The following is a 14,641-nucleotide window of genomic DNA, read 5'->3' on the forward strand; positions in this document are numbered from 1 at the left end:
CCGTAGCTTACGCAGAATATTTCAATCCGTCGATGCTATGCCCTCTTCTGCCCCCCGTTCCGGCCGGCCTCTGTTTCAGCGCCTGGAGCTGCTGGCGGCCTGGAAACGCCTGTCTGTCGGGCTGTTGCCGGCCGGACTGCTCTACGCGGGTGCCCCGGCAGCGTGGCTGCCCATGATGCGCCTGTTTCTGGCCTGGGACGGGTTTGCGCTTTGTACCGTGCTGCTCACCTGGGGCATTATGGTGTCAGCAGATGTGGCCCATATCCGCCGGGTGGCTACGCGCGAAGACCCGGGGCGGGCGGCCTCGTTCGGGATAGTGCTGGTGGCGTGCAGTGCCAGCCTGCTGGCCGTGGTAGGGCTGCTGGCTTCGGTGCGGCAGGGCCCCGGGCCGCTACAACTGGCCCAGGCCGTGGTGGGGGCAGTGGGGGTGCTCACGGCGTGGCTGCTGGTGCATACGCTTTTCACCCTGCGCTACGCGCACTTATTCTACGACAACGACGGCCGGCCGGAAGGAGGGCTGGCCTTCCCCGGCAGCGAACAGGAGCCCGATTACCTGGATTTCGCCTACTTCTCGTTTGTGGTGGGCATGACGGCCCAAACCGCCGATGTGAGCATCACAGACCGCAGCATTCGGCGGCTGGCGCTGTTGCATGGTGTCCTCTCGTTTGGGCTCAACACGGCCGTGGTTGCCCTCACCATCAATGGGCTGGCCGGCGTGGTATAGCCAGCCGGGGCTGCGAGCGGCAATAGGTGGCGGCTTCCAGCAGTGTAGCCACCACCGGCGGGCGTAGCGCCCACGGCAGCAGCTGCAGGGTAGCGGCGGCGGCATCCGTCAGGTGGCACAATACCAAGGACAGCCGCCGGCGCTGAAACCGCAGGTGATAGTCGCTTAGCAGGCCTATGGCTGCCGCCGGCATACTGGCCAGGGCGCTGCAGTCGAGCCAGATACTGGCCTTGCCACTGGCGCCCGCCCGGTTCAGCGCCTGTTGCAGATGCGGCAGGTCGTCGGCCGACACTGGCCCGCTAAGGATTAGCAGGTAACTGTCGGGCAAAATCTCCCGGTACACATTCATCATACCTCCAGCACATTAACAAGCTCCGCAGTGCGCGAAGCTTTCGGCCCTCATGCAGTTCATTGGCAACGGCCCATAATCGGGTTGGCTCCAATGAATTGCCATAATTACACTTTATAGTGTAAAAGTATAAAGAAAGAGTCGCTTTATAAAAGCGGGAAATACGTATTTAACGGCTGCTGCCGGGTACGTGTTTGTGCGTAGATACCCCGGCCGGATCATCATTTTTCATCCGTAAAATCCGTAAAACATCCCCCTGTTCTGCCTGGCCTGCGTAAGCGGCATGGATAAATCCTGCCATCTGGGCGGCGGCCTACGGGCCCTGTGCATGAAACGCCCCGGATCGGGTTCTGTAGGAAGAGGCCAGACACGTAGCTTTGTACTGGCGCAACTACTTAACTTTCTGCTACAATGATCCGAGTTCTGCTCACCGACGACCATACAATCCTACGCGACGGTATCAGAGCGCTGCTTACGTTGCAGCCTGACCTGGAGGTGGTAGGAGAGGCCAGCAACGGCCAGGAGCTACTCAGCCTGCTGGAGCATACGTCGGCTGACGTAGTGCTCATGGATTGCAATATGCCCGTTATGGATGGGTTCACGACGATGGGGCACCTGCGCGAGCAGTACCCTGATCTGCGCGTGCTGGTGCTTTCTATGCTCGACCACGAAAACTACGTGCACCGGATGCTGGAAGCCGGCGCCCACGGCTATGTGCTCAAAAATGCCGACATCACCGAAATTTCCCACGGCATCCGGACGGTAGCAGCCGGCCGGCCGTTCCTGTGCACCGAATTGGGCCTGGACATGCTCAACAAGCTCGTCCGTGCCACTGTGGTGGTTTCGGAGGGCAGCCGGCTTAAAACCGGGGACTTGTCGAAGCGGGAGCTGGAGGTGCTGCACCTCATTGCCGAAGGCCTTACCAATGCTGAAATTGCTGATAAGCTATTCACCAGCAAGCGTACCATCGAGACGCACCGGCAGAATATCATCGAGAAAACGCAGACCAAAAACACCGCCGCACTCATCAAATTTGCGGTATCCAACGGCCTGCTGAACCAGTAGCTAGCCCGCAATTTCGCCAATCAGCACTTCGTGCGGCGCGGTGCCATTGGCATACTCCAGTATCTGGCCTATATACCCTACCGCCGACCGGAACGACTCCAGGGCCGTTGGTAGGCAGGGGCCACCAGCGGCTGGGGCGTAGTTGATGTACTGGTCGGGGGCAGGCTTACAGCGCGTCACCCACTGCGAGGCTTCCTGCTCCGTAACGCTGTCGGGCCCTCCCCACCACAGCAGGCGGTAGCCATCGGTCTGGAGAAGTTCGTTGTGCTTGAAAAACAACGGTACGCCATCGGACACGGCATACAGAAACACCTGCCGGTTGGGGCCGCAGGTCGACAAAAGCAATGATTCCATTATGCGGAACTACTAAAAGGTACTAGGCAACAGGTGTATAAGCAGGGTACTCAGAGCGGAGAACAGTACGTATATATCCTGCACAATGGTTCTTTTGTTGCAATCTTTTCAGAAATACCGGCCGTATTTTTTTTATGAAGCCATGGTGAAGTATAGGCTTGTGATAAAAAAAGTCCTTCCCGCACCGAGGTGAGAAAAGGACTTTAGTTGTAGCCGCGACGGGAATCGAACCCATATCAAGCGTTTAGGAAACGCCTATTCTATCCGTTGAACTACGCAGCCGTAGCGCAAAGATAGGAGGAGACGGGCTGGTTTTGATGAGGTGATGGGCTGGCCGGGGCATCAGAGCCTTAGCGGCCAGCCCATCACCTCATCAAAACCTGCCCGCCACTACATTTTATACAGCAAGGCAATGCCAAACGACAGGGCCGTGAGGATCAGACCGACCATGAAGATGGTGTAGCTGATGCGCAACAGGCGGTATTTGCGGGTCAGTACGTCGCCGAGGTAATAGATGTCGGTTACCATGTTGGTGTACAGCGCGTCCTTTTTGCCCATCAGCTCGGTCATGCCGCTCTGGAAATCGTCGAGGCTGAGCTTGCTGAAGTTGCCGAAGAACAGCAGGTTTACGCGGCGGTTAGTGGCAATCTGCGGGCTTTTCTTCAGCCACTTGAAGCTCGTAACGTCAGGCTGCGCGCACAGGATGGCCGATACCACTGAGCCCAGTGCCGTAGCCAGCAGCAGCCCGATAGGTATGGTGAGCACCGGGTTATTCATGATGGTGGGGCTCAGCACCCCCGATTTGGTGCCAGCCTTGGCCCCCAGGTAGGTGATGATGACCGACAGCAGCACCGCGTTGAGGCTGATCATCATGTTGGCCTTTTTATCGGCCATGTCCGAGAGCTTCATGTGGTTGCTGTACATGGTCCGGAACATCGTTTCGATGCCCCGCTTAGGCTCGGCGAAGGTGCCGTTTTCCTCTTCGTCTTTCTTCTTCTTCTTTTTCTCGGTTTTCTTGAGCAGGTCACGCTGTTCCTTCAGGTTGGCCTTGAACTGCTCGCCGTAGCGGCTTTTGGCCGCGTCGGTGTGGAACTTGGCTGAATGCAGAAAGTCCAGCTGCGACTCGGCCCACTCGGTGCTGGAGTAAGTTTTGCCCAGCGTGGTTTCCCACTCGGCCCGCAGCAGCTCGGCGTTGGCGAAAAAGTCTTCGCGGCCCATGCCACTCATGTCGGCATCCATCAGCAGCTGGTGCAGCTCGGTTTCGCCAGCCTCGTTGCGGTGGGTGGCCCGGATGAGGTCCTGCACCAGGGCCGTACGCTCGGGGTCGTAGCCTTGCTGAGTCAGCCAGACTTTGGCCAGCTCCATGCTGCGATACTCGTGGCCGTCGTACACTTCGGTATAGCCAGTATCGTGAAACCAGGCGGCCAGCAGCAGGGTTTCCTGGTCGGGCGCGCCCAGGCCGCTATCTTCGCCGAGCTTGCGAGCTTCCTTCACCACGGCCACCGTGTGGTCCAGCGAATGGTATACCAGTTGTTTGGGCAGTTTTTCTTCGAAAAGCTGCGTGACATAGGCCTTGGCCTGTTTCAGAAGTTCTGACTTTTCAGCCTTGGCAGGCCGGAGCGTTTCCGTGGGTTCCATGGAAGAGAAAAGGGGGTGCAACAGGGACGGATTCCGCCTCCCAACCGCCTTTCAACGCGAATCGGCCGGTGGGGTTTTTCAAAGGAGGCTCAACCGTACACCAAGAGTTTTCGTACGGCAGGCACCCGGCCATTTAACCGACCGGACTGCGGCAGCCGTTTGGGTAAGTTACTCGTATTTCTGCTAACTACCAGCGGCGCGCCGCAGCTCTTGGCCGCCCTCTGCACCTGCTCTTTCTCTCTACTGGCTCTTTATGAAGCATTTTTTAATTTCCTGCGGCTTGTTGCTGGTAGCGTGCAGTGCCCCGGCCTGGGCACAGAAGCCCGTCCAGACACCGCACCCCACCCGGCCCAACTACAACCACGGCGGCGAAAAGTGGGAGGCCAGCACGCCACCTGACAGTGCCAACATCCGCTACTCGGTGTTCCTGATTGGCGACGTGGGCAAGCCGATTGCGGCTGACAAAGGCGGCGAACCGTCTTTGAACTACCTGCGCAAGCAGATCATGGCGGCCGGCCCGAAGAGCACGGCCATCTACCTCGGCGACAATATCTACGAGTACGGCATGCCCGAGGAAGGCGCCTACGACCGTAAGGAGTCGGAGCGCCGCATCATCGACCAGCTGAACGTGCTGCGCGGCTACCAGGGCGAGAAGTACATGATTCCCGGCAACCACGACTGGAAGCAGGGCCGTGTAGGAGCCGTAGACCAGGTGAACCGCCAGCAGCGGTTTGTGGAGAATTTCATGACCAACGACTCGGCGGCGTTTTCCTACACCGGCGACTTTTTCATTCCGCGCGATGCCTGCCCGGGCCCGTTTGAGGTGCGCCTGCAGGACAACGTGGTGCTGATTGCCATTAACTCGCAGTGGTTTCTGCAGGGCGAGGGCGAGCGGCCCTATGGCTCTAACAGCGGCTGCGGCGTGGCCAACGAAACCGACTTCTTCACGCAGCTCGAAGACATCATCAACCAGAACAAGGGCAAGAACATCATGGTGGTGGGCCACCACCCGATTCTGTCCGATGGTATCCATGGCGGCTTCTTCACGCTCGGCGACCATTTGTTTCCGCTGAGCATTGTCTATAAGTACGCGTTTCTGCCGCTGCCCATCATCGGCTCGGTGTATCCGTTTGCGCGCAAGTACGGCGGAATCTCGCAGGACATTCCGCATCCGCTCTACCAGGCCTATAAGAAGGGCTTGGAAGACATCTTCGCCAAGCACCCCAACATCGTGTACGCCGCCGGGCACGAGCACAACCTGCAGTACTTCAAGGCGCCCACCTACCACCAGATTGTGAGCGGCTCGGGCTGCAAAACCCAGCACGTACGCGCCGGCCGCGACGCCGACGCCAACTTTTCGGACAAGGAAAAGGGTTTTGCCCGCGTCAACTACTACAACGACGGCCAGGCCTGGGTGGAGTTCTGGATTCCGGAAGGTGCCGGAGAAACCGGCCGCCTGGTGTTCCGCACCCCGCTCTACGCACAGCCTGTGGTGGCTGAAAACGGCCCGTCGGCAGCTCCGGCCGCCCCGCGCCCCGACTTCCGCGACTCTACCGTGACGGTGGCCGTGAACCCGCGCTACGTCGACCGCAGCAGCTTCCATAAGTTTCTATTTGGGGAGCACTACCGGCAGGAGTGGGCTACGCCCGTGACCTTCCCGGTGCTGGACCTCGCCACCGAGAGAGGTGGCCTGACGCCCTACAAAATTGGGGGCGGCAAGCAAACGGCCTCGCTGAAAGTTCGCAACGAAGAAGGCCGCCTGTTCACGATTCGCAGCCTCAACAAAGACCCCTCGGCAGTGCTGCCCGAGGCCCTGCGCTCCGGCGCTGCCGCCGACATTCTGCAGGACCAGATTTCGGCCCAGCACCCGTTCTCGTCGCTTCCAGTGCCGCCGCTGGCGACGGCAGCCGGCATTCTGCACACCAATCCTGAGCTGCGCTTTATTCCGCAAGACCCGCTGCTGGGCCAGTACCTGGAGCAATTTGCCAACAAGCCCGGCGCCATTGAGGAAGACGCCAACGAAAACCAGGACAACGTGGCCTCGCTCGGCAACGCCAAAAACCTGGTGGGCACCGACAAGGTGTTTGAGCGCATCACCGACGACAACGACAACCGCGTCAACGAAAAGGCTTTTGCCCGCTCGCGCCTCTTCGATATGTGGATTGGCGACTGGGACCGGCACGAAGACCAGTGGCGCTGGGCCGAGAAAAAGGACAAGGACGGCGACCGGAAGTTCACGGCCGTGCCCGAAGATCGGGACGTGGCTTTCTTCAAGGGCGACGGTTTGTTTCCGTACCTGGCTTCGCGCAAGTGGGCCATCCGCAACTTCCAGAACTTCGGCAAAGACTACGCCGACTGGAAGGGCCTCAACCTGACCGCCCTCAGCAACGACCGGGTGTACCTGGCGTCCGTGAGCCGCGAGCAGTGGGTGAAGGAAGCCGAGGAGATGAAGGCGGCCCTCACCGACGAGGTGATTGAAAAGGCCTTCCTGGAGCGGTGGCCCAAGCAGATCTACGACCTGCACGGCCCCGAAATCATTGCCAAGCTGAAAAACCGCCGCGACCTGCTGCCCGAAGTGGCCGCCGACTACTACACCATGCTGAATAAGGTGGCCGAAGTGAAAGGCTCCAAAAAGCGGGAGAAATTTGTGGTGGAGCGTCTCCAGGACGACAAAACCCGCGTGACAGTCCAGAAGATCAACAAGGAAGGCGAGCTGACCAAGGTGCTGTTCGACCGCACCTTCGAGAACAGCGTGACCAAGGAGTTGCGCCTTTACGGATTTGAAGGCGAGGATATCTACGACGTGAAGGGCGACGTGAAAAGCGGCCCGCGCCTGCGCATCATTGCCGGCACCGACAAGGACTCCATTACGGACCGCTCGAACGTGGCCGGCTTCCGCCACTACACCCACGTCTACGACGCCGATACCGGCAACGTGATTACGCCCGGCCGCGACACGCGCCTGCGCACCGAGCCTGGCATCGACGTGAGCCGCTACGACGTGCACAACCGCTCCAACCGCAAAGACTACACCCTCAACTACTTCGGCCCGACGCTGTATTTCGGCTACAACGTAGACGACCGGCTGTTTCTGGGCGGCGGGGCTGTGTACCGCACCTACGGCTTCCGCAAAGAGCCCTACTCCACCGAGCAGAGCCTGGCGGCCAACTATTCGCCGTCGCAGCAGGCATATAACGTGCGCTATTTGGGCCACTTCGTGGACGTGATTGGTAAGTACGACCTGCGCGTGAATGCCCAGCTTTACGGCCCGCAGCTGCTGTATAACTACTTCGGCGAAGGCAACGACTCGCGCAACATTCTGGACAAAGACGATGGGCGGGTGCGTAACCGCGACATCAACGAAACGTACCGGGTGCGCTTCTCGCGCCTCTACGTAAGCCCTGTGCTGGAGCGCGACGTGTTCAGCTTCCTGAAGCTGGGCTTCGGCCCGCAGTACGACCAGTTCCGGGTGAGCCGCCTGCCCATCGGCAGCGAAATTGCCCGCGGCCTCGACGACAACAACAACGGCGTGTCGGGCGCCGGCCTCGGTATCCGTAGCTCCGACTTCCAGATGAACCGCTACCTCGGCGGCCGCGCCTACCTCAACATCGACGCGGCCTCGTCGCCGAAAAACCCCCGCATCGGGCTGCGCTGGTACAACGCCATCGAGTACAACTACCAGCTCAATGCTGAGAAACTCAAGTATGGCCGCGCCAGCTCGGAGTTCCGCTTCTACCTGTCGCCGAACTTCCCGTTCCAGCTGACCTGGGCCGGCCGCATCGGCGGCACCCGCAACTTCGGCGACTACCGCTTCTACCAGGCCAACACGCTGGGCGGCACCACCAACCTGCGCGGCTACCGCCGCACCCGCTACGCCGGCCGTAGCTCCGTATTCGCCAACGCCGAGGTGCGCGTGCAGCTCTTCGAGTTCAACGCCTACCTCGTACCCGGCAAGTTCGGCATCCTGGGCCTCACCGATGCCGCCCGCGTGTATTCTGACTACGATGTTAAGACTGGTGTGAAAGCCTTCCACACGGCTGTGGGCGGTGGTGTTTGGGTGGATGTGCTCAAGCAGGCCGTCATCAATGCCACCTATTCCGTAGGGGAAGAAAACCTGGTGTTTGTCGGCTTCGACTTTCTGTTCTAGGGTGAGTGCCGGGCAGTAGCGCGCCGCATTGGCCGCCCGCTACTGCCCGGCCTTTTCCAGCCGCCCCCACTTCCCACACGCAACTATTCCACATGATGCTTTTATCTATCCGCCGTACGCTGCCGCTGCTGGCTTTGCTGGGAAGCGTCCCGGTGCTGGCCCAGCAGACGCCGCCCGTGTCGCCCACGCCGGTGTTTCCGCGCCCGGCCGCTACGCCCGGCGACACCACGGCCTCCGGCGCCGTCGACCGGCAGGAGTTTGCCACGCCGTCGGTGGTGGGCATGGGCCCCAGCAAGGGCCTGATTTTCCACTATGAGCGGATGCCCACGTTCGGTGTCACGTCCAATGCGCAGGTGGTAGGCCTGAGCGACTTTTCGGCTGATGCCAAGAAGAATGCCCGGCTGGTGATTAAGGGCTACATCCCGATGCTCAACCACCCCCACCTCAAGCTGATTATGGGCGTGAACTACGAGCGGGAGGAGTTCCAGTTCCGCAGCACGCCTACCCGCTACGAGCTCTACGACAACATCGAAAACAAAGCCCTCAAGACCCTGGGCGCCCAGCTGGCCGTTATCCGGCCCGTGAACGAGGTGAACTGGTACATCTTCCGGGTGAAGGGCGAGCTGAGCGGCGACTACACCTCATCGGCGCTGAGCGTGAGCGACTACCTGCGTATGTCGTCGGAGTTTCTGTACGGCTGGAAGCGCAGCCCCAATTTCTCGTGGGGCGTGGGCTTGCAGTTGGGCTACACCTTCGGGCGCCAGAGCATCTACCCGGCTATCCTGTACAACCGCACCTTCAATAGCCGCTGGGGCGTGGAGGCCCTGTTTCCGGCCCGCATTACGGCCCGCTACAATGCCTCGCCCAAGTCGCTGTTCTTTGCCGGCTATTCCGTCGATGGCTTCAACTACATCGTGAAGCTGAACAACCCGCTGGTGCGCCAGAGCCAGCCCGACAAGCAGCCGCTGCGCACGCTGGAGCTGCGCGAAACGGAAGTGAAGTTCCGGGGCCGCTGGGAACGGGAAATCTACGACTTCCTCTGGTTTGGGGCTGAAGCCGGCTACCGCTACAACTACGCTTTCGACGCCTTCGACCGCACCAACGCTGACCGCGAGAAAATCATCGACAGCAAGTTTGCCGGCGCGCCCTACGCCTCGCTGGAGCTGTTTATCGTGCCGCCGCGCAAGTTTCTGAAAAAGCAGTAGGCACCGGGCGCCTCTGCCCCACACAACCGGGCCGCCGTCGGCCACCAGCGCTTCATACAGGAGCAACGGTGGCCAACGGCGGCCCGGCTATTTGGGGGCGGAAACGGCTGCCGGAACGGCCGGTGGCACGCGGCGCTAGGTAGCGGTGTCGGCCAGTAGCCAGCGCACGGCTTCGCCCTCGTCGTAGAACATAGCCAGCGCGTGCGACTGGGCTTCGGAGGCGGCCCGCTCCAGGTTGGTAGCGGCGGCCGCATCGGCCCGAAGCTGTGCGGCCCGAAACGGGGAAATGAGGTAGGCCAGCCGCAGCTTGGCCGGGGCCATGGCCTGCTTGAGGGCCGGCAGCCATACCTGGCTGAACCATTGTGTGGCAGCGGCACTAGGTGTGTCGCGGCGCCGGAGGTCGAGCAGCAGACGGCAGGTGCCGTGCGCCACCGCCTGCTCCTGCACAGCGCCATATTCCTGCTGCAGCTGCGCCAGCTCCGACTCGCCCAGCCAGCGGGCTGTAAGCATGGCTAGGTCGGGGCGGTAGTGCAGCTGAAGGTTGGCGGAAGGCAACATAGGCCCCCTATACGACAGGCCGTTGGGCGGGTTTCCTGTAGGAGGCAGCGCCAGCCAGCCGGGGGCGTGGCAGAAAGGGCGTACTCCGGCGCCTACCGCCGTCCGACCGGAATGGGGTTGCAAACCTTACCGGAATCCTGCATCTTTCTCAGGCAACATTGCTACTCCGCTCTATCCGCCTGGCCACGGCTCCCCGCACCTATCCGCCCTGGCCGCCTGTTCTTTTTTTCCATCCCTTCCCCCCACTATCTGCCCCATGGCAAACGCATTTCAGGCCGACATTCCGGCCAACACCCTCCAGGAAGTGCAGCAGCACCTCACCGCTATTAAGGCCGCGCTGGCTCCCTACCTGGTGTCCCTGACCCCGGAGGAGCGCAAAACCATGCTCCGCATGGCCGACAAGACCGTGGCCTTCGTGCAGAAAACCGCCGATTACGCCACCAACACGCCCGCTTTCGTGCCGCCGTTCGTGGATTTCGCCGAGGTGCAGCAGGATGTGGCCGCCCTTACGGCCCTCACGCCGCTGCACCAGCAGCTGGAACAGCTGGCCCTGGATGTGGACAGCACCATGATGACGGCCGGCTCCGAGGCCTACGGCCACTCGCTCACCATCTACAACAACATCAAGTTCTTGGCCAAGAACAAGCAGCCCGGCGCCCAAACCGCCTACGACGACCTGCGCCAGCGCTTCCCCGGCAGCCCCAACGCCGGCCGCAAGCCCGCCGCCGCCAAAAGCTAGTCGTCGGACCGGGGAGGCGTTCCGGTCTGGCGGCGGCAGCCGTCCGGCCGGTTGCCGCCTGCTGACGTTGTGGCGGCGGCGTTCGGTGGCCGCGTGCCGACGTGCGGGCTGCTCACCTGCCTAATCGACCTGAAAAAGCCCGATTTCGAGGGGATGACCCCCGAAATCGGGCTTTTTTGGGTCCTAATCGGGCCAGAGTGGCTCGATTTCGGGCGGCGGAAGGCTGAAATCAAGCTAAAGTGGCTCGAAATCGGGCCTCGTTGGCGCCCAATGGGGGCGCTGACCCTCGAAATCCAGCCAAATTGGGTGCTAATCGGGGGGCGGACCCCCGATTTCCGGGGTCGGACCCTCGAAATCGGGGGGCCGACCCCCGATTTCGGGCTAGGCGGGCTGGGTGGCGAGCCAGGCCAGGGCCTCGGCTTCGTTGAGGAAGACGGCCGTGTGGTAGGGCTGCTCGGGGGCCAGGGCGCGGTGCGCCACCGGGGCCACCGAGGTATCGTCGGCCAGCTGCTGGAGGCGGGCCGGCGAACTGAGCACGGCCATGCACAGCGGGTGCGGGGCCAGGTCGCGCACGGCTTCGGGGAAGAAGTGCTGGGTGAGCCAGTGGATGGTGTACACGTCCAGGGGGCCATCGCGGCGGCCATCCAGCAGCCAGTGGGCGCAGGTGTGCTGCCTGGCCAACAAAAGCAGCTGCTGGTACGACTCCTGGGTTTCGTACAGGGATTGGGGCCGCAGCCAGCGCAGCACCAGCAGGCCCAGGTCGGGGCGGTGCTGGATGAGGTAGGCGTCGGGGCTGAGGGTAGAGGCTGTTGGCATGTTGGGGAAACGCAGCGCCTAGCGTTTTGTTCGGCGGGCTTTGGCGGGCGGGGGCAGCAGGGGCGCTTGCAGCTGCCGGTACTGCTCGAAGAGGAACTCCAGGCGGCTGAGCTCGGTGGGGAAGGCGGCCGGGCGGTAGCAGAGGTCCACGGCCCTATCGAGGGTTTGGTGGGCCTTCACGAGGGCGGGGGGCATGGTGAGCGGGTCGTAGAGGGTGGCCAGGCTTTCCTCGGGGAACTGGGCCCGCGCCGCCAGCACCTGCTGCGCCGCCGCTTCCACCGCCGCCACCTGCTTCGCGCTGGGCGTGGCCGGGAAGGGGAAGTTGTTGTAGACGAGTAGGCCGGAATACCGAAAATCACTCTTTAACCTTCCGCAAACAGCCCGCATCCAAGCCATGTGCATCTGCGAAGTCAAGACGCCAAAATGATAAACAGACGCACTCGGCACTGTGCGACATAAATCAGAGGCAATTACTTCTGGAGGCATGAATCCCATAGGAATGTATCGTCTGTTCTCCGACGAAACACCAGGAATCAAAATATACTCAGAGGTAGGTTGGCGCTGCTCACCAAATAGAGTTGGAAAGTCAGCAAGTTTTGCTGTGGCGGCTCGTTTGCTTGCTTGACGATAAAGCCTTACTGCTTCTATCCGCTTAGCCACCTCTGGTAAGTTTTTTAGTTGACTTGGAGAAGCTTCAACGAGCCAAAGGCACCATCGTGGAATCTTGTTAATGAATTCCTGAGAGCCCATAAAACGCCTGATGAATTGCGCTGCCTCAGGTTCCTTCTGTAATAATTCATTCTTCTCTTCATCTGACAGTAGCAGATTGCCCCCATCATTTGCCATGCTGCCATAACTTATTTCGGGTACGTTACTCAGCGGTTTGCTCCGCTTCCCGACAATAACATTCTCCGCATCGACTAAATACGGGTTGATGTTCTTCACCTTCAACTCCTGCGGCTCACTGCGGGGAGTGGCATAATCGAAGAGGCGGCGCACAGGTAAGGCATCCTGCCCAAAGCCCACAATCACGCAGAACACCTGCGCGTTGCCGCGCGCCTCGTTGCTCCATTTGAAGGTGCGATGCGCGAATTGGATATGTACGCCCAGCCGCAGCATCTCGCCCCACAAGATGCTCACCTGCTCGCCCTGCGTGATGCTGTTGGTGCTCACCAGCGCCACCCGAATAGCGGTGTTCTGCACGTATTGGGCGGCTTTCAGGTACCACGCGGCCACGTAATCGAGCACGCCCGCGCCTTGCAGCTTCGGCCCGGCCACGGCCAGCAGCTCTTTGCGCTGGCTTTCGGTCATGAGCTTGGAGCCGATGAACGGCGGGTTGCCGAGGATGTAGCTGAGCTGGTCTTTGGGGGCGACGGTTTCCCAGTCGGTGGTGAGGGCGTTGCCGTGCACGATGCGGGCGGTGCGGGTGAGGGGCAGGCGCAGGTAGAGGTTGCCGAAGGCTTCGGAGAGGCGCAGGTTGAGCTGGTGGTCCATGAGCCACATGGCCACCTCGGCAATGCGGGCCGGAAATTCCTCCACTTCAATGCCGTAGGCCTGGTCGACCTGCACGCGGGCGTAGAGGGCCAAATCCACGGTCTGGCCGGTGGCGCGGCGGTCGGCAAAGAGGCGCTCCAGAATTTCCTGCTCCAGCAGGCGCAGCTCCCGGTACGTGACCACCAGAAAGTTGCCGCAGCCGCAGCTGGGGTCCAGAAACCGCAGCTGCTCCAGGCGCAGGTGCAGGGCGTTGAGGCGGGGCCGGTTCTGGCCGGCCTGGGTGAGCTCCTGGCGCAGCTCATCCAGAAACAGCCCCTGAATCACCTTCAGAATGTTGGCCTCGGAGGTGTAGTGCGCCCCCAGGTTGCGCCGCTTCACCGGGTCCGTAACCGACTGAAACAGCGACCCAAAGATGGCCGGCGAAATCCGCGACCAGTCGAAGTACGTGCACCGCACCAGCTGCTCGCGCAGGGCCGCATCGAAGGCCGGAAACGGGAAGAACTCCGTGAACAAAGAGCCATTGACGTAGGGCAGCTGCTGCAAATGCGGGGGCAGCTGGCGCTGACGCTCGGCGTGGGGCTGGTCCAGCACGGAAAAGAACTGGGCCAGCTGGGCGCCCACGTCGGAGCCATCGGGGCGGGTGTGGGCTTCCAGAAACTCACGGAAAGCATCCTTCTCGAAGATGGCCGTATCCTCGGCAAAGAGGCAGAACAGGATACGCACGAGCAGCACTTCCAGCTTGTGGCCGTGGTAGCCGCCGCGCAGCAGGGCGTCGTGCAACTCACCCATCAACTCGGCCGCCCGAATGTTGGCGGGGTCCTCGGCCTGGTACTGGCGCTTCTGGTAGCCGGTCAGAAACGAGAACAAGTGCAGGTGCTGGTGCAGCTCCTCCAGCTGGAAATCGAAGCTGGTGCCCTCGTCGAGGTCATAGAGGCGGAAGCGGGCGAAATCGGAGACAAGGATGTACTTGGGCAGCTCGTGGTCTTTGAGGCCGGGGAAGTAGTCTTTGGCCTGCTGCATGGCCTTATCCAGGTCTTTGCCCCGGCTTTTGTGCTCCACCAGCAGGGTGCCCTTCCAGAGCAGGTCGATAAAGCCCTGCTGGCCGGAGAGCTTCTTCACGGGCTCCTCGAAGGTGGCCACCCGGCGGCGGTTCACGCCGAACACGTTGAAAAAATCACCCCAGAAGGCCTTGGCTTCGGCGTGCTCCCGGGTTTCGCCCTGCCACTCCTGGGCAAAGCGGATGGCACGGTCTTTTACTTCGGATAAGGAAAGCGGCATACGGATAGAGAAAGTAGGGGCGGAAGATAGGCAGGCGGGGCCTCATGTGCGCCTCACCTCCTAGCCCCTCTCCGGGGGCCTCACCCCCTAGCCCCGTCTCCCGGCGCCTCACCCCCTAGCCCCCTCTCCCGTGGAGAGGGGGAACTAGCTTTAGAAAAACCCGCACTAGAAAACTAAAAACTAGTCCCCCTCTCCACGGGAGAGGGGGCTAGGGGGTGAGGTTGACGTAGGCTGGCACACAAAAATGCCCCGGCCAGCACGGCCAGGGCATTGA

11 protein-coding genes and 1 tRNA gene are annotated in these 14,641 nt (G+C 61.3%); 5 read left to right on the forward strand and 7 right to left on the reverse strand.

Annotated elements, in window-relative coordinates:
• Nucleotides 1-37: 37 nt before the first annotated feature.
• Complete coding sequence (locus N008_RS10145; RefSeq protein WP_052381413.1) at nucleotides 38-724, forward strand: DUF1345 domain-containing protein; 687 nt, start codon at nucleotides 38-40, stop codon at nucleotides 722-724.
• Here the strand turns inward: N008_RS10145 and N008_RS10150 are convergent.
• Complete coding sequence (locus N008_RS10150; RefSeq protein WP_197062985.1) at nucleotides 699-1,052, reverse strand: STAS domain-containing protein; 354 nt, start codon at nucleotides 1,050-1,052, stop codon at nucleotides 699-701. The two genes, N008_RS10145 and N008_RS10150, sit on opposite strands and share 26 nt — an antisense overlap.
• 432 nt (nucleotides 1,053-1,484) lie before the next feature.
• On the opposite strand from N008_RS10150, the gene N008_RS10155 reads away from it, so the two are divergent.
• Nucleotides 1,485-2,138, forward strand: a complete 654-nt coding sequence (locus N008_RS10155; protein ID WP_044015733.1) for a response regulator — start codon at nucleotides 1,485-1,487, stop codon at nucleotides 2,136-2,138.
• Here the strand turns inward: N008_RS10155 and N008_RS10160 are convergent, their stop codons facing one another.
• The 3 genes from N008_RS10160 to N008_RS10170 all read right to left on the reverse strand — a co-directional run bounded on the left by N008_RS10160 (nucleotide 2,139) and on the right by N008_RS10170 (nucleotide 4,130).
• Nucleotides 2,139-2,492 (reverse strand): hypothetical protein, encoded by a 354-nt coding sequence (locus N008_RS10160; RefSeq protein WP_156109198.1) that lies wholly within the window; start codon nucleotides 2,490-2,492, stop codon nucleotides 2,139-2,141. It lies immediately after the preceding gene.
• Nucleotides 2,493-2,702: 210 nt separating this feature from the next.
• Nucleotides 2,703-2,774, reverse strand: a tRNA-Arg gene (locus tag N008_RS10165).
• Nucleotides 2,775-2,882: 108 nt separating this feature from the next.
• Nucleotides 2,883-4,130 (reverse strand): Pycsar system effector family protein, encoded by a 1,248-nt coding sequence (locus tag N008_RS10170; protein WP_044015737.1) that lies wholly within the window; start codon nucleotides 4,128-4,130, stop codon nucleotides 2,883-2,885.
• 253 nt (nucleotides 4,131-4,383) lie between these two features.
• On the opposite strand from N008_RS10170, the gene N008_RS10175 reads away from it, so the two are divergent.
• Nucleotides 4,384-8,277, forward strand: coding sequence for a metallophosphoesterase (locus tag N008_RS10175; protein WP_044015739.1), 3,894 nt, complete (start codon nucleotides 4,384-4,386; stop codon nucleotides 8,275-8,277).
• A gap of 92 nt (nucleotides 8,278-8,369) precedes the next feature.
• Nucleotides 8,370-9,482, forward strand: a complete 1,113-nt coding sequence (locus tag N008_RS10180) for a DUF6268 family outer membrane beta-barrel protein (protein ID WP_044015741.1) — start codon at nucleotides 8,370-8,372, stop codon at nucleotides 9,480-9,482.
• Nucleotides 9,483-9,617: 135 nt separating this feature from the next.
• On the opposite strand, the gene N008_RS10185 is transcribed toward N008_RS10180, so the two are convergent.
• Nucleotides 9,618-10,040, reverse strand: coding sequence for a hypothetical protein (locus N008_RS10185; RefSeq protein ID WP_044015742.1), 423 nt, complete (start codon nucleotides 10,038-10,040; stop codon nucleotides 9,618-9,620).
• A 256-nt stretch (nucleotides 10,041-10,296) separates the two neighbouring features.
• Between N008_RS10185 and N008_RS10190 the strand changes: the two genes are divergently transcribed.
• The gene (locus N008_RS10190; protein ID WP_052381414.1) at nucleotides 10,297-10,779 is read left to right on the forward strand and encodes a hypothetical protein; all 483 of its coding nucleotides are present in this window, start codon (nucleotides 10,297-10,299) and stop codon (nucleotides 10,777-10,779) included.
• Nucleotides 10,780-11,160: 381 nt separating this feature from the next.
• Here the strand turns inward: N008_RS10190 and N008_RS23130 are convergent, their stop codons facing one another.
• Together N008_RS23130 and N008_RS23785 are read right to left on the reverse strand one after the other, a co-directional pair.
• Entirely contained in the window at nucleotides 11,161-11,595 is a 435-nt protein-coding gene (locus N008_RS23130; RefSeq protein WP_044015744.1) for a hypothetical protein, read from the reverse strand.
• 18 nt (nucleotides 11,596-11,613) lie between these two features.
• Nucleotides 11,614-14,367 (reverse strand): class I SAM-dependent DNA methyltransferase, encoded by a 2,754-nt coding sequence (locus N008_RS23785; protein WP_044015746.1) that lies wholly within the window; start codon nucleotides 14,365-14,367, stop codon nucleotides 11,614-11,616.
• Nucleotides 14,368-14,641: the final 274 nt, after the last annotated feature.

Origin of the sequence: Hymenobacter sp. APR13, assembly GCF_000737515.1 — a bacterium.
Lineage (GTDB): Bacteria > Bacteroidota > Bacteroidia > Cytophagales > Hymenobacteraceae > Hymenobacter.